19 protein-coding genes and 2 pseudogenes are annotated in these 16,130 nt (G+C 65.5%); 5 read left to right on the forward strand and 16 right to left on the reverse strand.

Annotated elements, in window-relative coordinates; translation table 11 throughout:
* Nucleotides 1–13 precede the first annotated feature (13 nt).
* Nucleotides 14–1,966, forward strand: a complete 1,953-nt coding sequence (locus tag PX554_RS24290) for a cytochrome c/FTR1 family iron permease (protein ID WP_046407128.1) — start codon at nt 14–16, stop codon at nt 1,964–1,966.
* Nucleotides 1,967–2,093: 127 nt separating this feature from the next.
* Here the strand turns inward: PX554_RS24290 and PX554_RS24295 are convergent, their stop codons facing one another.
* The 3 genes from PX554_RS24295 to PX554_RS24305 form a co-directional block, all read right to left on the reverse strand.
* Nucleotides 2,094–2,426, reverse strand: coding sequence for a four-helix bundle copper-binding protein (locus PX554_RS24295; protein WP_066520822.1), 333 nt, complete (start codon nt 2,424–2,426; stop codon nt 2,094–2,096).
* A 112-nt stretch (nt 2,427–2,538) separates the two neighbouring features.
* Nucleotides 2,539–2,967: a Cu(I)-responsive transcriptional regulator gene (gene cueR, locus PX554_RS24300; RefSeq protein WP_079247197.1), complete on the reverse strand. Its 429-nt coding sequence runs from the start codon at nt 2,965–2,967 to the stop codon at nt 2,539–2,541.
* Nucleotides 2,968–2,978: 11 nt separating this feature from the next.
* Complete coding sequence (locus tag PX554_RS24305; RefSeq protein ID WP_269430554.1) at nt 2,979–5,432, reverse strand: heavy metal translocating P-type ATPase; 2,454 nt, start codon at nt 5,430–5,432, stop codon at nt 2,979–2,981.
* A gap of 134 nt (nt 5,433–5,566) precedes the next feature.
* Here PX554_RS24305 and PX554_RS24310 point away from each other — a divergent pair, with 134 nt between their 5' ends.
* Nucleotides 5,567–5,761, forward strand: a complete 195-nt coding sequence (locus PX554_RS24310; RefSeq protein WP_066706735.1) for a heavy-metal-associated domain-containing protein — start codon at nt 5,567–5,569, stop codon at nt 5,759–5,761.
* Nucleotides 5,762–5,907: 146 nt separating this feature from the next.
* Here the strand turns inward: PX554_RS24310 and PX554_RS24315 are convergent, their stop codons facing one another.
* The 8 genes and pseudogenes from PX554_RS24315 to tnpA (PX554_RS24350) all read right to left on the reverse strand — a co-directional run bounded on the left by PX554_RS24315 (nt 5,908) and on the right by tnpA (PX554_RS24350) (nt 10,870).
* Entirely contained in the window at nt 5,908–6,060 is a 153-nt protein-coding gene (locus tag PX554_RS24315) for a DUF6118 family protein (RefSeq protein WP_007407005.1), read from the reverse strand.
* A 293-nt stretch (nt 6,061–6,353) separates the two neighbouring features.
* A pseudogene (locus PX554_RS24320) lies at nt 6,354–6,820 on the reverse strand (Ti-type conjugative transfer relaxase TraA); the annotation flags it as partial.
* Between the two features lie 90 nt (nt 6,821–6,910).
* Nucleotides 6,911–7,315, reverse strand: a complete 405-nt coding sequence (locus tag PX554_RS24325) for a DUF305 domain-containing protein (RefSeq protein ID WP_007406997.1) — start codon at nt 7,313–7,315, stop codon at nt 6,911–6,913.
* A gap of 83 nt (nt 7,316–7,398) precedes the next feature.
* Entirely contained in the window at nt 7,399–7,845 is a 447-nt protein-coding gene (locus PX554_RS24330; protein WP_081796470.1) for a DUF305 domain-containing protein, read from the reverse strand.
* Between the two features lie 95 nt (nt 7,846–7,940).
* Entirely contained in the window at nt 7,941–8,543 is a 603-nt protein-coding gene (locus PX554_RS24335) for a plasmid pRiA4b ORF-3 family protein (RefSeq protein ID WP_037447092.1), read from the reverse strand.
* On the reverse strand, nt 8,540–10,084 hold the full coding sequence (gene tnpC / locus PX554_RS24340; RefSeq protein WP_275504774.1) for an IS66 family transposase: 1,545 nt from the start codon (nt 10,082–10,084) through the stop codon (nt 8,540–8,542). Before tnpC (PX554_RS24340) ends, PX554_RS24335 begins: the two co-directional genes overlap by 4 nt.
* Before the next feature lie 61 nt (nt 10,085–10,145).
* Nucleotides 10,146–10,499, reverse strand: coding sequence for an IS66 family insertion sequence element accessory protein TnpB (tnpB, locus tag PX554_RS24345; RefSeq protein WP_037447084.1), 354 nt, complete (start codon nt 10,497–10,499; stop codon nt 10,146–10,148).
* Nucleotides 10,496–10,870, reverse strand: coding sequence for an IS66-like element accessory protein TnpA (gene tnpA, locus PX554_RS24350; protein ID WP_037447081.1), 375 nt, complete (start codon nt 10,868–10,870; stop codon nt 10,496–10,498). The genes tnpB (PX554_RS24345) and tnpA (PX554_RS24350) overlap by 4 nt, the downstream gene beginning before the upstream one ends.
* A 73-nt stretch (nt 10,871–10,943) precedes the next feature.
* Here tnpA (PX554_RS24350) and PX554_RS24355 point away from each other — a divergent pair.
* Nucleotides 10,944–11,105, forward strand: a pseudogene (locus tag PX554_RS24355) (PLP-dependent transferase); the annotation flags it as partial.
* A 327-nt stretch (nt 11,106–11,432) separates the two neighbouring features.
* On the opposite strand, the gene PX554_RS26640 reads toward PX554_RS24355, so the two are convergent.
* Together PX554_RS26640 and PX554_RS24365 are read right to left on the reverse strand one after the other, a co-directional pair.
* Nucleotides 11,433–12,566: a uracil-DNA glycosylase family protein gene (locus PX554_RS26640; RefSeq protein ID WP_338061623.1), complete on the reverse strand. Its 1,134-nt coding sequence runs from the start codon at nt 12,564–12,566 to the stop codon at nt 11,433–11,435.
* 43 nt (nt 12,567–12,609) lie between these two features.
* Nucleotides 12,610–12,780 carry a hypothetical protein gene (locus tag PX554_RS24365; RefSeq protein ID WP_275504789.1) on the reverse strand — a complete coding sequence of 57 codons (171 nt, stop codon included), beginning with the start codon at nt 12,778–12,780 and terminating at the stop codon, nt 12,610–12,612.
* On the opposite strand from PX554_RS24365, the gene PX554_RS24370 reads away from it, so the two are divergent.
* Nucleotides 12,712–12,975 carry a MarR family winged helix-turn-helix transcriptional regulator gene (locus PX554_RS24370; RefSeq protein WP_275504787.1) on the forward strand — a complete coding sequence of 88 codons (264 nt, stop codon included), beginning with the start codon at nt 12,712–12,714 and terminating at the stop codon, nt 12,973–12,975. The genes PX554_RS24365 and PX554_RS24370 overlap by 69 nt on opposite strands.
* A 48-nt stretch (nt 12,976–13,023) precedes the next feature.
* Nucleotides 13,024–13,578, forward strand: coding sequence for a DUF488 domain-containing protein (locus PX554_RS24375; RefSeq protein ID WP_275504776.1), 555 nt, complete (start codon nt 13,024–13,026; stop codon nt 13,576–13,578).
* 163 nt (nt 13,579–13,741) lie between these two features.
* Here the strand turns inward: PX554_RS24375 and tnpC (PX554_RS24380) are convergent, their stop codons facing one another.
* The 3 genes from tnpC (PX554_RS24380) to tnpA (PX554_RS24390) all read right to left on the reverse strand — a co-directional run bounded on the left by tnpC (PX554_RS24380) (nt 13,742) and on the right by tnpA (PX554_RS24390) (nt 16,009).
* Nucleotides 13,742–15,175, reverse strand: coding sequence for an IS66 family transposase (gene tnpC, locus PX554_RS24380; protein ID WP_275504788.1), 1,434 nt, complete (start codon nt 15,173–15,175; stop codon nt 13,742–13,744).
* A 112-nt stretch (nt 15,176–15,287) separates the two neighbouring features.
* Nucleotides 15,288–15,635: an IS66 family insertion sequence element accessory protein TnpB gene (gene tnpB, locus PX554_RS24385; protein WP_076711207.1), complete on the reverse strand. Its 348-nt coding sequence runs from the start codon at nt 15,633–15,635 to the stop codon at nt 15,288–15,290.
* On the reverse strand, nt 15,632–16,009 hold the full coding sequence (gene tnpA / locus PX554_RS24390) for an IS66-like element accessory protein TnpA (RefSeq protein ID WP_056439051.1): 378 nt from the start codon (nt 16,007–16,009) through the stop codon (nt 15,632–15,634). Before tnpA (PX554_RS24390) ends, tnpB (PX554_RS24385) begins: the two co-directional genes overlap by 4 nt.
* Between the last annotated feature and the right edge of the window lie 121 nt (nt 16,010–16,130).

Consider the following 16,130-nt stretch of genomic DNA (forward strand, 5'->3'; position numbering starts at 1 on the left):
GACGATCACCCATATGCCGTCACTTCGGGTCGCGCTGATTAAGCCTGCACTCGCGCTGGTCGCGTCGCTTATGCTGCTGTTGATTCCCGCTGCGGCGACGGCCGATCCCGGCGACGTGCAAACCGCTTGGCGTCTGCTCGATTATATGGCGGTCGATTATGGCGGTGCGGTCGCCAACGGCGCGGTCACAAGTGCGTCCGAATACGCGGAGATGACGGAGTTCGCCGCAGGCGTGTCCACCCGCCTGCGCGCGCTCCCTGCGACACCTGAGCGGCAATCCCTGATCCAACGGGCTTCGCAGCTCCAAGGCGTGATTGCCCGCAAGGGCTCGGCCCAACAGGTCGCGGCGCTCGCCTACGGGCTCGCCGCCGATCTGCTCAAGGCCTATCCGGTTCCGCTCGCCCCGGACAAGACACCGGACATCTCCACAGCAGGAGCGGTTTTTCGACAATCCTGCGCGTCCTGCCACGGCATGACAGGCAACGGGCACGGTCCCGACGCCGCCAAGCTCGACCCGCCACCGATCGCCTTTACTGATGCCGAGCGAGCGCGCCAGCGCAGCGTGTTCGCGCTCTATCAGGTGATAAGCCAAGGCATCGACGGAACCGCGATGCAGAGCTTCGTCGATCTGTCTAGCGATCAGCGCTGGGCGCTCGCGTTCCGCTCCGGCAGCTTCGCCTCCACCGACGCACAAGCGGTCGAGGGTGAGCGGCTGTGGAAGTCGGACGCGAGCTTGCGGGCACGAATTCCCGACCTGAAAACCCTGGTCGCGCTCACCCCCGCCGCGCTTGCGGGCAGCATCGGGCAGGTGAAAGCCGACGCGGTGCTCGCCTATCTGCGTCGCCACCCCGATCAGGTGATGCAACAAGCCCCAAGCCCGCTCGCCGTGGCGCGCGCCAAGCTTGCGCAAAGCCTCGCCGCGTTCCAGCGCGGCGACCGGCGCGCTGCAAAGGAACTGGCGCTGTCCGCCTACCTCGACGGGTTCGAGCCGATCGAACCGACGCTCTCGGCGCGCGACCCGAACCTCATGTCCCGGATCGAAGGCGCGATGGGAGAATATCGCGCCGCTGTGGAGAGCAGCACGTCAGCCGATGACGTGACCGAACGAGTGGCAGTGCTGGGCGGCCTGTTCGATGATGCCGAGGCCGCGCTCGCGCCCGACGCCGCGACGCAGGCGTCCACCTTCTTGGGAGCCTTCACGATCCTGCTGCGCGAAGGGCTGGAAGCTCTCTTGATCGTGGTGGCCATGATTGCGTTCCTCCGCAAAGCGGAGCGGCCGGAAGCCATGCGCTATGTGCATGGTGGCTGGGTCGGCGCGCTCGTCGCCGGCGGGATTACCTGGGCGGTTGCCACCTATGCGATCGGTATAAGCGGCGCGAGCCGGGAACTGACGGAAGGGTTCGGCTCGCTGTTCGCGGCCGTGGTCCTGCTCTCGGTCGGAATCTGGATGCACGGCAAGGCACAAGCTGATCAATGGCAACGCTATATCCGCGAGAAAATGTCACGGGCGCTATCGGGCGGGTCGGGATGGTTCCTGTTCGGGCTCGCATTCCTGGTTGTCTATCGGGAGGTATTCGAGACGATCCTTTTCTACGCCGCGCTCTCGACACAGGGGAACACCGCGATGCTGCTGGCCGGGGCCGGCGCAGCGATCAGCCTTCTCGCCGTCATCGCCTGGGCAATGCTCCGCTACAGCCGGACGCTGCCGATTACGCAGTTCTTCCGCTACAGCTCATGGCTGATGGCCGCTCTGACGGTCGTGCTGGCCGGTAAGGGAGTCGCTGCTCTCCAAGAGGCGGGGATCATCGACATAGCGCCGCTCGCCAGCGTGCCACGTATCTCGATGTTGGGCCTGTTCCCGACATTTCAGTCGGTGCTGGCACAACTCCTGATGCTTGCCGCGATCATGATCGGGTTCGCCTGGAACCGCCGCGCCAAGCCGCGGACGGGCGGGCCGCTAGCCTAGCGGCAGGGCAGGTGACGCCCCTCTCTAAAGCGTTGCTGCCAACCCTGACCGTGCATCGCACCGTCTCACGCGCCTTGGCTCGCAATGTAACGGGAGGGCGGCGGGGAAAGCGCCGCCCTCGGGCCATTTACGCGGCCATCTTGTCGCAAGCGTCGGCGCACTTGCGACACGCGGCGACGCAATCCTCCATGCCGTCCAGCCCTTCGCAGCTCGACGCGCACGCCCGGCAAATCTCGGCGCACTCGCGGCAGATATGCCGGTGGTGCTCGGACTTGCGCGCCATGAAGTCGATCGCGACACTGCAAATCTGAGCACAGTCCAGCATCAGCTTCATGTGCTGAGGCTCGGCGTGTCGCCCGCCCGCCTCCAGGCAGTGATTCATCGCCATGTGAAGGCAGGTGATGTGGCATTCATGGCAGGCGTCGATGCACGCCTTCATCTCGGGATCGATCTGATGCATTGTCTTTCCTTCCATATGCGCCCCCCTCCCCTTGTATATACGCGGTTCTTGGCGCTTTCCCTCGCCGGGGTCGGGACTTCACCGTCCTTGCGGCTCGGACCATGGTCCAAGGTCAACCCTTTTCTTTAACGCAACGCAGACTCACATGTTCCACTCCGATCGCAAGATCGTCCAGGATCGGGCAATCCGGTCGATCTCCGCCCGCGCAGCGACGCGCCAGATCTTCGAGCGACTTGCGCATCGCTCGGAGCTCGTGCTCCTTGCGCTCCATCTCCGCGGCTCGTGCAAGCGCGAGGGCCTTGACCTCACCACTCGCCCGATCGCCGTCCTGCCACAGCGCGACGAGCTGGCCGATCTCCGAAATTGGAAAGCCCAGATCGCGTGCGCGGCCGATGAAGCGCAACATGTGGACTTCGCGTTCGTCATAGTCGCGGTAGCCGGAATCACGCCGCGTGGCCTTCGGAATGAGGCCGATCGCCTCATAATGGCGGATCATCCGCTGGCTGACGCCCGAAGCTTTGGCCGCCTGTCCTATATTCACGTATCGCCTCCTCAAGCCGCTGTCGGACGCCAACGGCGAAGCGTCAGAGCATTGGCGACGACGCTGACACTCGACAGCGCCATCGCCGCGCCGGCGATCACCGGGCTTAGATACCCGAACGCTGCCAGCGGGATGCCGACCAGGTTGTAGATGAACGCCCAGAACAGCCCCTGGCGGATCTTGGAATATGTCCGTTTGGAGATGTCGATCGCGTCCGCGACCAGGCGCGGATCGCCCCGCATCAGCGTGATGCCCGCTGCGTGCATCGCAACGTCTGTTCCGGTTGACATGGCGATGCCGACATCTGCTGCAGCGAGGGCAGGGGCGTCGTTGACGCCGTCCCCGACCATCGCGACCGTGCGGTCCCCGCCCCGCAATGCTGCTACCGCATCCGACTTTCCTTCCGGCAGGACATTGGCAACGAAATCGTCGATGCCGAGCTTGGCCGCCGCTGCGCGGGCGCTTCCCGCATTGTCTCCGGTCAGCATCACGCTGCGTATGCCACGGCCATGCAGCGCCGCCACGGCAGCAGCGGCGGAAGCCTTGACCTCGTCGCCGAACGCCAGAAGGCCGAGAAGGCGGCGTTCGGGCGCGCGTTCCGCGACCCAGGAGACCGTCCGTCCCTCGGCTTCCAGCCTGGCCGCCTCACTCGCCAGCGGTGTCATCACGATAGCTTCGTCGTCCATCAAGCGCGTGCTGCCGAGGATCAGGTTGCGGCCGTTGACGTCTGCAGCAACCCCGCGGCCGGGCAGGCCGCGCATCCCGTTGGCGCGGGCGGGTTCGACGCCTTCCGAGCTGGCCCACGCCAAGACGGCCCGGGCGAGCGGATGCTCGCTTCCAGCCTGAAGCGCCGCGGCGAGCGCGATCAGCTCGGCGCGTTCGGCCCCCTCGGCCGGCAGTGCGGCCAGCAGCGAGGGCTTGCCCTCGGTCAGCGTGCCGGTCTTGTCGAACGCGACGATGTTGATGCGGTGCGCGGTCTCCAGCGCCTCCGCGTCCTTGATGAGGACACCGGCCCGCGCGGCAACGCCCGTGCCGGCCATGATCGCGGTCGGCGTGGCCAGGCCGAGCGCGCACGGACAGGCGATGACGAGCACCGCGACCGCGTTCAGGATCGCGACTTCCACTCCGGCGCCGGCGATCAGCCAGCCGGCGAGGGTCAGCGCGGCTATGACGAGGACGATTGGCACGAACACGGCGCTGACCTTGTCGACGAGCCGCTGGATCGGAGCCTTGGCGCCCTGCGCGCTTTCGACAAGGCGCACGATGCGAGCGAGGGTGGTCTCAGCCCCCACCGCCGTCGTCTCGACCAGGATGAGGCCGTCCGCGTTGATCGATCCGCCGGTCACTGGGTCTCCAGCGGCCTTGGCGACCGGAAGGCTCTCTCCGGTGAGCATGGATTCATCGACATGGGTTGCTCCCTCGATCAGTCGTCCATCGACGGGGATGCGCTCGCCGGGCCGGACGCGGACGCGGTCACCCGAGCGCACCTCCGCCAGGGCAATCTCTCGTTCGCTGCCGTCGGTGCCGACAACGCGAGCCTGGTCGGGCCGCAGCGCCATCAGCGCGCGGATCGCCTCTCCGGTCTGACGCTTGGCGCGGCCTTCGAGCCATTTGCCGAGCAGGATAAGGGTGATGACGACGGCCGAAGCCTCGAAGTAATAATGCGCATCCATGCCGTGCATCGGCGCGAACAGCAGCTGGTAGAGGCTGAGCCCGTAGGCGGCCGATGTGCCGATCGCGACCAACAGGTCCATGTTGCCGGTTCGGGCGCGCGCGGCCTTCCAACCCGCGCGATAGAAGCGCGCGCCCAGCCAGAACTGCACGGGCGTCGCGAGCAGCAGCTGGATCCAGCCCGGCACCGCCACCTCGATACCGAACGGGGCCAGCAGCATCGGAACGACCAGCGGCAGCGACAGCGCCGCGGCGATCAGCACGTGGCGGAGCTCTCTTGTTGCGGCTGCGTCGCGGCGGGCGTCCTCGGCGCTTCGTTCCGCCTCCGCCGATCCGGTGCGCGCGAATGCGGTGTAACCAGCGCTTTCGACGGCCTCGACCAAGACATAAGTGGGGACGCCACCCACCGTTTCGATCCGCGCCGTCTCGGCTGCCAGGTTGACACTCGCGGAGCGGACGCCGGGCACTTTCAGCAGCGCCTTCTCGACCCGGCCGACACATGAGGCGCAGGTCATGCCCGTGATCGTCAACTCGGTCGTTTGCGTCAACGGGGTGTAGCCCGCCGCAAGAACCGCATCGGCTACGGCAGCGACATCGGATCGTCCATCGACGAACTCGACGTTCGCGCGCTCCGTCGCGAGATTGACCGAGACGCCGGCGACGCCCGGCACCCCGGCGATGGCGCGCTCCACCCGCCCGACACACGTCGCGCAGGTCATGCCATCGATGGCCAGCGACAGCCTGTCTTCGCTTCTCGCCTGTGTCTGCATTGGCAGCTGCGCCGGGGCGCTCATGGTCGTCTCCACTACTGAGTCGATGGCCTTATCGTCCCTCACATCGTGTCAAGGTCAACAGCTAAATACACCCCTTGACCCTGACACAGTGTCAAACCCCACATCTGCTTCATCCACCTCATGGAAGAACGAAGATGATCGATTTCAAAGTTCAGGGAATGACCTGCGGAGGCTGTGCGCGCGGTGTGACCAGCGCGCTTCAGCGCGTCGATGCCAAGGCCGTCGTCAACGTCGACTTGGCGAGCAAGACCGTTTCGGTAAGCTCGACGGCCGATGTACAGCAACTCAAGCGGGCCATAGAGAAGGCCGGCTTCGCGGTGACGCAATAGAGAGCCCTATTTTGCCTGAGGGCTTTCGGGGCGGGCGCGTAAAAGGATTGTGCGTTGATCCGCACGCGCCCGCCTCGCGATCATAAGTGCACCGGCCTGAAACGGTCATGACACCGGCTGAAGCCTCAAAAGTCCGCGTTGTTACTTTATGGGGCGGGCGCGACCTTGACGGTGCATCGCACCGTCTCACGGGCTTTCGCAGCAGCTTCTACGCACCTTTCAATCGCTTCGCGATTAACCGTCACGATTCTGTCGGCCGCGACGATCCCACGGAACGCGGTCGGGCTGGCGCTCTGCATTAGGCGCTGCCCTGCTTCCCAACGTGGTAGGCCGAGCGTTCACGCCGCGATGCGCTGCGCCATCTGCTTGGGCGTCATCGCCATGACCGGGGCTTTGGAAAGAATATGGACAACATGGTCGATGCGGCCGGTCGCCGTGTCCACGCCCTGCTGAAGCACGCCAAGCGCCTTGCTGTAGTCGGGCACGTTGATCGCGCGGCGCGCTCGGCCGCCAAGCCCTCCACGGCACGGCGTAGCAATGCCAGCTCACGGTCCTGACCTTCTATCGCGGCACGCAACCGGTCGAACGCGCGGGCCTGGTCCTGCTCGGGCCGGGCATGGTCGCCCGCCATGTCCCTTGCCCCGGTCGCGCGACAGGGCGCGGACGAGCTGGCGCTGGTCGGCGAAGTCGCGCGGCCGTAATGGAGATGCACGTCGTCGCGATGCCGCGACATGCCGACATAGGCGCTGTGCCGGTCCATGCCGGGGGTGGCGAGGACAGGGGCGCGATCGACCGTCACCCCCTGCGATTTATGGATGGTGGCGGCATAGCCATGATCGACATGGGCATAATCCTTGGTGTCGAACGCGACACCGCGCCCGTCATCGAGGCGCACCGCCATGCCCTCGGGCGATACCCGCTCGATCGGGCGAGCGTGCCGTTCTTGACCCCCATGCCCCGTTCGTTGCGAAGGAACATGATGCGGTCGCCGGTCGCGAACTGGCGTGTCCCCCGCTCGGCCTTCACCGTCACGTCGCCGCCAAGGTCGTCCGACGAACGCCCAGCGCCAGCGCGGCGATCAGGTAGCGCATACAGATCTTGGTCGAAGCATCGTTGGCGGTCCCGTCCGATTGGAGCGGGACCATGCGGTTATTGAGCAGGCTTGCCCATTTTGCGGAGCATCGCATTCAGGGTCGCGATTTCGCGGTTCTGGCTTGTGATGGCTTTCTGCGCCTCGCCCCGGACCTCTGCATTCTGGGAACTGCGAAGCGCGATCTGCGACATCGCGACCGCACCGCGGTGATGCTCGATCATCTTGCGAATCCACGTCTCGCCGGCATCGGCTCCCTTCGCCGCCATCATCTTCTGGTGCATGTCCATCTCGGCCGGGCCGTAGGGGTTGGCCGCGGTTGGCTGCATCATCTTGGAATGATCCATGCCTTGATGGTTCATGCCCTGATGCCCCGCCTGCTGGGCTAGGGCCGGGGTAGCGAGCAAGGCAAGGGTCGCCAGCACGGGTACAATACGCAGCTCGATCTCCTCGGGTCGTGTCAATTTTCTACGCGCCGGAAGCGCGCCCCCCTCATCCGCCGAAGCGATAATCGTTGGGTGGCTTGTCCTATCAGTCGCGCTTCGGTTCAAAGCCGGGGAAGAATGGCCTTCATCTGATCGATCTCGCGGCGCTGCCCCTTGATGATTTCGCCGCATAGCGCTTTCAACTCGGGATCACGGAGCGACGCCTCTTGGCACATCAGGATCGCGCCCGAGTGATGCGGAATCATCGACCGCGTGAACGCCCGGTCTCCGATCGTCGTCTGCGTCCGGATCAGCGCGTAGCTGCCGAGGAAGACCGCGATCGAGCCGATAATTAGTGCGCTGTTCGCCGCCCTGGAAGGAAACATATGGCGCATGGCGAGGATCATCGCGACTACCATCGGCGCGACCATCATCAGCGTCATATAGAACATATTCAGGTTGTTGTAGAAGCTGCCTAAACTGTCGATCATCACGAACATAACGAAATACATGATGATGCCGCTGACGACGGTCTGCACCGCCAAGCTCACATATGCGTTCTTCATCATCGCTACTCTCCCGTGTTGATGCCGCCCGCCCGCATAAGTGCGCCGCGCCGTGTCGCGCGTCGCCGGACAGTAAGCGTGGGCAGCAGACCGCCTTGCTATTGAGTGCGGCTCTTTTGGTAGGCGAGTTTGCCGGCGTGGCGGCGGATGGCGATGGCGGCGACGGCGCGGCGGGTGAAGCGTTCGTCGATGTCGTCGGCGTTGTAGGGGCCGCCATACCATTCACGTAAGCGGTCGTGTTCTTCGTGGCCGGGGTCGGCCATGGCATCGAGGAACATCTCGAACCCGGGCAAGCCGCCGACATCTTCGGGCGGGCAGCGCCGTTCCCCGTCGACGAAGCACGGATATTTGACGTCGGGTTCGCCGGGGCCGACCGTCTCGACGGTGATGGTGTGCCGCCAGTCGTCGCCCATGTCGTAGGTATAGACGAACTCCCGCACGCCCCGGTTGATGAGCGTCGCGAGCTTCACGTTCTTTGCAGCGGTCATGCCGCTCTCCGGCCACATTGGGTCGGGGATGCCGTAGCGCCGATCGGCGGCCTCGAAATGCCACAGATGATAGTCCTCCCAACCCATCGCAGCCTGGACGATGTCGTGGAGCATCTTGAGGCTGGCGGTGGCCGGCACGTCGACCCGGCGCCAGATGGCGGGTTCGATGTCGTTGAGGATGATATGCAGGCGGGCGATGGTCTCGACGCTCATGCCGCCAGTCTGGCAGGTTCGGGGGACCAGTTCCACGGCATGAGTTCGTCCCAGCGGCTGGCTGGCCAGTCACCGGCCACCTTGGCGATGACATCGGCGATATACGCCGGTGGGTCGACGCCGTTCGCCTTGCACGTCTGGATGATGGTGTAGATGGCCGCGGCCCGCTCGCCGCCTGCGCGCGAACCGGCGAACAGCCAGTTGCGGCGTCCGACCGCGACACCGCGCAGCGCACGCTCCGCGATATTGTTGTCGATCTCCAGGCGACCATCACCCAGGAAGCGCGACAGCGCTAGCCAGCGTTTCGTGCCATAGGCGATGGCCCTTGCCATGTCGGACCTCGACGACAGGCGGCGCAAGCTGGCGTCGAGCACCTCGCGCAAGGCGTCGACCAGCGGTCGACTTTTCTCCTGTCGGGCTCGCCATCGCACGTCGGGTGGTTGGCCACGGACCTCGGCCTCGGCAGCGTAAAGCGTGCCGATCCGCTCGAGGATATCGGTGGTCAGCGGTGTAGGCGACCGTTCGTGCAGGTCGAAGACCTTGCGCCGGAAATGTGCCCAGCATGCCACCTCGGTGACGCCACCCCGATACAGTCCGTCATAACCGGCATAGGCATCCGCCTGCAGGAAGTTGCGGAAGCCGGCGAGATGAGACAGCGGGTGCGCGGCGGTGCGGTCTGGCGTGAAGCGATACCAGGTCGCGCGCGGCGCCGTGCTGCCGGATGCCTGGTCGTCGGCCGCGTACACCCATAACCGGCCAGTCGCGGTCTTGCCCCGGCCGGGGTCGAGCACCGGCACCGGCGTGTCGTCGGCATGGATCTTGTCGGCCTTGAGCACCTCGTCGCGGATGCGGCTGACGATGGGGTCGAGAAGTGCTGCGGCCTGTCCGGTCCAGCTCGCCAATGTCGAGCGGTCGATGTCGATACCTTGCGCTGCCATCATTTCGGCCTGGCGGTAGAGCGGCAGATGGTGGTCGAACTTGGAGACGACGACGTGCGCCAGCGTCGCGAAGGTCGCCTTGCCTCTGGCCACAGCGCTCACCGGTGCGGGTGCCTGGACAATCTTCTCGCATACCCGGCAACTGTATTTGGGGCGGACGTTGCGCACGACGCGCCAGCGCACCGGCACAATGTCGAGCATCTCGTGTGTGTCCAAGCCGAGCGCGCGCAACGCACCGCCACAGTCCGGGCAGGTGCAGGCACCCGACGCCGGCTCGTGGACGACCTCCTCGCGCGGCAGATGTCCGGGCAGACTGCGGACGGGCACCGGCCGAACCGCCACGCCAGGGTCAACCATCTCAGGCCCAGGCGCATCGCGCTCGGTCTCGAGTTCCTCCAGCGCCAGTTCGAGTTGCTCAATCTCGCGCCCCAGCTTTTCGGACGACGCGCCGAACTGCATTCGCCGCAGCCGCGCGATCTGTCCGCGCAGCGTATCGATGAGCAGGTCGCGGGCGGCAAGCGCGGCATTGGCCCGGGCGAGCGAAGCCTCCAGCGCGGCGATCCGCGCGGTCGCATCAGCAGGGGAAACAGGCGCTTCCGACACTCCGTTTCCATAGCAGATTGCAGGTCGGCGAGCGAGAGAAAGTGGCGCAAAACCGCCGTTCCTACCCTGCCAGCGTCGGCGTGAACGTCCGCTCGGGGCGCCGCCAGTCGATGCCTTCCAGCAGCATCGACAATTGCGCTGGCGTCAGCGTCACCGTGCCGGTCGCTGTCACTGGCCAGACGAAACGGCCACGGTCGAGCCTCTTGGAAAACAGGCAAAGCCCCTGGCCGTCGAACCACAGCAGCTTGACCAGATGCCCCCGCTTGCCACGGAACGCGAACAAGCCACCCGAATGCGGGTTCTGCGCCAGCACCTGCTGCACCAGCACCGCCAAGCCATCGAACCCCTTGCGCATGTCGGTCACGCCGCACGCCAGGAACACCCGCGTCGGCAACGGCACTGGCACCGGGCTCATCGCAGCACCGACAAAACCCGTGCAAGCACATCTGCATCCACGCCTGCGTCGACACTCACCCGCACGCCGCCCGGCAACTCGATCTGGATGAGCCCCGATGGATATGGCGCCGGCTGTGGCGCTGGCGGCGTCAGTTCCGCCACCTGTACCTCGGCAAATACCGGCAGCGACGGCATCGCCCCGGCCAACTTGCCTTCGCGCAGCTGCTTGCGCCACGTGTAGATCAGGCTGCTCGATACCTCGCGATGCGCGATGACATCGCAGACCCGACCCCCCGGTCGGAACGCCTCCGCCAGGATCTCCAGCTTCTCCGTGTCCGACCATCGGCGCCGGCCTGACACCCGGCCAACCACCTCCATCCGACCAGTCATACGAGTGCTCGTATGACTGGTCGTAGAACCCAAAACTTCCCGCACCGCCGCGCCCTCGTCAAAGGCGACAAGCATCCCTGCTACCGGCGCTACCGCAAGACGGCCTGCTGACCACGCTTACACCATGACCCACGCCGACATGGGTGCGGACGCGCGACGCGTGGCCGGGATCGGCGACAATTTGATCCGGCTGTCGATCGGCCTTGAGCATGCCGACGATCTCATCGACGACCTGTCGCGCGCGCTCGGGCCGGTTAGCGAGGCGGCTCCGCTCTGCCGATACGAGGAGCTCGCGCGCCGCGAGAACGAAAGGCGCCAACACTCCCGCACCTGCGGCTCATCGCCTCCGCAAGAGCTCGTCCGATTTTACCACCTCAAACGTATTCTCGTCAATGTATCGGACCGCCTCGCCCGTAGAGAGCGCGAGGCGGCGGGAGCCGCGCAGGAAGCGAGCGCCGGTCTTGCCTACGACAACTGCGGAGTGACGATACTCGAGAACGGTGAGCGGGGTCTCGTCATCGCCAATGCACCTGAACCGAGCGACCTCATGCTCCATCTGGGCTCAGTCCCGCGTGGCCTTGTCCAGCGCCTTGGACACCTGCCGGCGCAGCTCCGGAAGCACGTTTGCCTCGAACCAGGGATTCTTCGTCATCCATGCTCTCGACCTCCACGACGGGTGCGGCAAGGGAAAGTGGCGGGGAAGATATCGATCAAATTGACGCACGCGATCGGTCATCCTTCCCTTACCGAGCACATGTTCCTGTGCGTAGGTCCCGACGAGTAGGGTGATCTGCAGGAGGGGAAGCTGTGCGAGCAGCGGCTCCCGCCAAAGTGTCGAGCATTCGGGACGTGGTGGCGCATCACCGCCGGCGTTGGCTCTCCCGGGGTAGCATAAGGCCATCGGAACGATGGCGACCCGTGCCGCGTCGTAGAACTGCTCGTCAGAGATGCCCATCCAGCGCCTCAGCTGGTCGCCGGACGCATCAGAGAAGGGGATGCCACTCGCGTGTGCCTTGGTTCCCGGCGCCTGACTCGCGATCAGAAGGGTGGCACTTCTGGACAGCTGCAGGACAGGCCGCGGGCCAAGAGGGAGATAACTCGCGCATGCGCTGCATGATCGCACCCTCTCAATCAAAGGCTCCAGTTCGTCCGCAGTTCCGCCGTCCATAAGTTGTGAATGTCCCCCCGCTTGAGGTGTTCCCTCGCCAGAGCCGAATGTATCGTATTGCGATATACCGACGACATGGCTATAGGTTTTTGCACGCCCGTGGGGTGATACGACTTGTGTCTGCCCGGCTGGGACCGAATTGGTGGAGAAGTGGCATGGCGCACGCGCAAGGCTCAGAATGGCCGGTGCTTGCAGCTTGTATCGGCAGAGATCGCCCACCGACGGCCGGTGAGATCGACAGACTTGCAAGCCGGATCTGGCGCGAAACTCATCCAGGTTCACTCGGGTGGGATAGTGTGACGCGAGGCAGCGAACTTCACAGGCAAACGCTCGAGGTCGCACTTGTGGCGGTGGGGATGCCCCAACGCGACGATGTGTACTCGTCGACGTTGCGCCAGCGGGCACTACGGGAAAGCCCGATTTCCGAGTCCATTGAACACAACGTGTCGCTTGCGCCCAGAACCCTGCCTCTACCGAGGAAGGGGATACCGTTTCGGCGTCTGTGGCTCCGGAAATGAGAGCGGACATCGATCCGAGCGGCGAGCTTCTCAGCGATGAGGATTATGCTACTTTAGCTGCGTTCCGCCAGAACCTCCGCAGCTTTCTCCGTTTTAGCGAAATTGCGGCCGAGGGAGCCGGCATCACTGCGCAGCAATACCAAGCGCTCCTTGCGCTGCGAGCAGCCCCGGATTGCCAGCTTTCGGTAGGCCATTTGGCAGACCAGATGCTGCTTCAGCCGCATAGTACGAGCGGTCTCCTTAATCGGCTCGAGGCTATCGGCATGGTTGAGCGGCTGCGGTCAGGGAGCGACCGGCGGCGGGTTGGGATCCGGCTCACCGCGGAGGGGCGGGCGCTACTGTCATCACTGGCGAATGCGCATCGTGCGGAGCTAGCACGGCTGCGCCCGATGCTTGATAACGTGGTTTCCCGGCTGTGACAGGTCGAGAGATGTCTTCCCCTATGCTGCACTCTATGAGGCACACGGATGCCTGAGATGCTCCCAGTTTTTACAATCGGCCACTCGACCCGCTCAATCGTTGAGTTCGTCGCCTTGCTGCAGACTGGCGGCGTGCAGCTTGTCGTGGATATTCGCAGCGTCCCGAAATCGCGGACCAATCCTCAGTATAATTTGGACGCACTTCCCGATGCCTTGGCCGAGTTCCAGGTGGCCCATATGCGGTTCGCGGAGCTCGGTGGGCTCCGGAAGAAGTCGGGAATGCCGGCGGACGCGAACGCCTTGTGGCGCAACCAGAGCTTCCACAATTACGCGGATTACGCCCTTTCAGAGCCGTTCCGTTGCGGTCTGGCGCATCTCCTCCATGTGTCAGCGGAGCGCCGTACCGCCATCATGTGCGCGGAAGCGGTCTGGTGGCGGTGCCATCGCCGGATCGTAGCCGATTACCTTATCAAGGAGGGCAGACGCGTGTTCCACCTGATGTCGGAGACGACGGTGAGCGCTGCTTCGATGACCCCAGGAGCCATCGAAGCAGCAGACGGTCTTCACTACCCAGCTCGAGAGCTAGGCGCGGTACCCGAATAGCATCATCATGCGGGCAGTTCGAAGCTGTCCGCCCGCGCGAGATCCCATGCGGCGCTGTAAAGGTCGCGATTATGGGAGTTGGTAAGCAGTTCTCCGTCCTCGAGAAAGATGTGAAGCTGTGAGAACAGCCGGATCTCGGTAAGCGTCCGGTGACGGCGTCACCTCAAACGGACCGGTAGTTCCACGGCAGCAGTTCAGCGACCCGGCGGGCCGGATGGTCTGCGATGCGTCTGATGGTGTCGGCCAGCCAGGCCTCGGGGTCGACGCCGTTGAGCCTGGCGGTTTCCACTAGGCTGTAGATGCTGGCGGCGCGGTGCCCGCCCTGGTCGGAGCCCGCGAATAGCCAGTTTTTGCGCCCGACGGCGATACCGCGCAGCGAGCGCTCGGCGGCATTGTTGTCGATCTCCAGGCGACCATCGTCGGCATAGCGGGTCAACGCCTGCCAGCGGGCGAGCGCATAGCGGATGGCGACCGCAAGGTCGGAGCGCCGGGACAGCTTTGGTCCGGTCGCGTCGAGCCACTGGCGGAAGGCATCGAGCAGCGGTCCGGCCCTGGCCTGGCGCGCGTGCCGTCGCTCGTCAGGGAGCCGGCCACGCACATCCCGTTCGACGGCATAGAGGCCGGCGATATGGTCCAGTGCCTCGCGGGCCGTGGCGGAGCCGGTTGCGGCATGGACGTCGAAGAACTTGCGCCTGACATGCGCCCAGCAGGCCACCTCACGGATGCGGTCGCCATAGAGGCGGTCGAACCCGGCATAGCCATCGGCGTGCAGATCGCCCCGGAACCGGGCAAGATGTCCGGCGGGTCGTTCGCCCTTGCGGTCGGGCGCGTAGTGGAACAGCACGGCGGGCGGAGCCTCGCCGCCAGCCCCGCGCTCGTCGCGTACATAGGTCCACAGCCTGCCCGTCCTGGTGCGACCGGCACCAGGGGCCAGTACCGGCACCGGCGTGTCGTCGGCATGGAGGGTCGCGCCGCCCATGACGTGGCGCTCGAGCGCGTCGACCAAGGGGTCGAGGAGCGCGGCCGAGCGCCCGACCCAGTCGGCCAGGGTGGAGCGGGCAAGGTCGACGCCCTGGCGAGCATAGATGCCCGACTGGCGGTAGAGCGGCAGATGGTCGGCGTATTTGGACACCAGCACATGGGCGAGCAGCCCCGCACCGGGTCGACCGCGCTCGATGGGCATGGACGGCAACGGCGCCTGCACGATGCGCTCGCATGACCGGCAGCTGAGCCGCGGCCGGACGTGGCGCACGACCCGGAACGAGGCGGGCACATAGTCGAGCTGTTCCGTAACGTCCTCGCCCATGCGCCGCATGGCACCACCGCAGTCGGGGCAGACGCACGGTGCCTCATGCACGACCTCGGTGCGGGGCAGATGGTCGGGCAGCGGCTGTCGATACGGCCTGGCGGTCTCCCGTGTCCGGGTGACCACCGGCATCGCCGCAGTGGCGGCTTCCGCCTCGCGCTCTTCCAGCCCGAGTTCCAGCTGGTCAGCCTGGTGCGTCAGCTTCTCCGACGAACGGCCGAAGGCCATGCGCCGCAGCCGCGCGACCTGCATCCGCAACTGCTCCAGCTCGGCGCCGGCAGCAATGAGCATGGCCTTCAGAAGGGCGATATCGTCGGGCAGCGAGGCGGCATCGGGCGACACGCCCGCTTATACCAGAACCCCCGTGCCGATACACGCGAAAGCCGCAGGAAACCGTACTTTTCTACCAGGCCAGGGTCGGCTGCGAGGACCGGATCGGATGCCGCCAGTCCACCCCTTCGAGCAGCATCGACAGCTGCGCCGGGGTCAGCACCGCGACGCCGTCCGCGGTCGCCGGCCAGGTGAACCGGCCCCGCTCCAGACGCTTGGCATGGAGCACGAGACCCTGACCATCCCACCACAGCAGCTTGACCAGATCGCCACGCTTGCCCCGGAAGGCGTACACCGCACCGCCAAACGGATCCTGGCGCAGCCGCTGCTGTACCAGCGCGGCCAGCCCGTCGAAGCCCTTGCGCATGTCCGTGACCCCGGCCGCCAGATACACCCGGACACCGCCCGGCGGCCCGATCAAGCAAACCCCGCCAGCACGGTCTTGAGCACCCGCGCGTCGATGGGAGGTGCCAGGCGGATGCGTTGCCCGGCCGGGCCGACCACTTCCACCACACCCGGTCCGAGCGGCTCCGAATGCGGCACCATGGGCGCGCCCGCCACCTCGACCGGAATGAATGCCGGCCCCGGCAACGGCAATGCTTCGCTCGCCACCCCGTCGCGCAGCAGCGTGCGTCGCCAGCGATACACCAACGACGTGCACACCCGGTGTCGCCGCGCCACCTCCAACACGCTGGCACCCGGCATCATCGCCTCCGACACGATCCGCGCCTTGTCATCTTCGCTGAACCGCCGGCGCGGTTCAGGCCCAACCATCTCGATAATTCGCGTCGCCATGATGCCGCACCGGTGTCTGCCACAGTGCCGCACCTGTGGCTTGCGCATCACCTCGTCAGCAAGGTGGAGAAGACCGGACGCTTACGGATCTCGGTCAGAGACACGCGCCGCACCAGATGAT

Origin of the sequence: Sphingomonas pollutisoli, from assembly GCF_029167165.1 — a bacterium.
In the GTDB taxonomy this organism is placed as follows: Bacteria; Pseudomonadota; Alphaproteobacteria; order Sphingomonadales; family Sphingomonadaceae; genus Sphingomonas; species Sphingomonas pollutisoli.

What these genes read in the sequence shown, in the direction of transcription:
- tnpB (WP_037447084.1), bottom strand. Translation starts at nt 10,499, where the DNA reads ATGAGCCCGGTGCCAGTGCCGTTGCCGACGCGGGTGTTCCTGGCGTGC.
- PX554_RS24295 (WP_066520822.1), bottom strand. Translation starts at nt 2,426, where the DNA reads ATGCATCAGATCGATCCCGAGATGAAGGCGTGCATCGACGCCTGCCAT.
- PX554_RS24365 (WP_275504789.1), bottom strand. Translation starts at nt 12,780, where the DNA reads ATGCGGCTGAAGCAGCATCTGGTCTGCCAAATGGCCTACCGAAAGCTG.
- PX554_RS24335 (WP_037447092.1), bottom strand. Translation starts at nt 8,543, where the DNA reads ATGAGCGTCGAGACCATCGCCCGCCTGCATATCATCCTCAACGACATC.
- PX554_RS24305 (WP_269430554.1), bottom strand. Translation starts at nt 5,432, where the DNA reads ATGAGCGCCCCGGCGCAGCTGCCAATGCAGACACAGGCGAGAAGCGAA.
- PX554_RS24310 (WP_066706735.1), top strand. Translation starts at nt 5,567, where the DNA reads ATGATCGATTTCAAAGTTCAGGGAATGACCTGCGGAGGCTGTGCGCGC.
- PX554_RS24330 (WP_081796470.1), bottom strand. Translation starts at nt 7,845, where the DNA reads ATGATGAAGAACGCATATGTGAGCTTGGCGGTGCAGACCGTCGTCAGC.
- PX554_RS24315 (WP_007407005.1), bottom strand. Translation starts at nt 6,060, where the DNA reads ATGCAGAGCGCCAGCCCGACCGCGTTCCGTGGGATCGTCGCGGCCGAC.
- tnpC (WP_275504788.1), bottom strand. Translation starts at nt 15,175, where the DNA reads ATGCTCATTGCTGCCGGCGCCGAGCTGGAGCAGTTGCGGATGCAGGTC.
- tnpA (WP_037447081.1), bottom strand. Translation starts at nt 10,870, where the DNA reads ATGACTGGTCGGATGGAGGTGGTTGGCCGGGTGTCAGGCCGGCGCCGA.
- PX554_RS24375 (WP_275504776.1), top strand. Translation starts at nt 13,024, where the DNA reads ATGCCTGAGATGCTCCCAGTTTTTACAATCGGCCACTCGACCCGCTCA.
- PX554_RS26640 (WP_338061623.1), bottom strand. Translation starts at nt 12,566, where the DNA reads ATGTCCGCTCTCATTTCCGGAGCCACAGACGCCGAAACGGTATCCCCT.
- tnpA (WP_056439051.1), bottom strand. Translation starts at nt 16,009, where the DNA reads ATGGCGACGCGAATTATCGAGATGGTTGGGCCTGAACCGCGCCGGCGG.
- PX554_RS24290 (WP_046407128.1), top strand. Translation starts at nt 14, where the DNA reads ATGCCGTCACTTCGGGTCGCGCTGATTAAGCCTGCACTCGCGCTGGTC.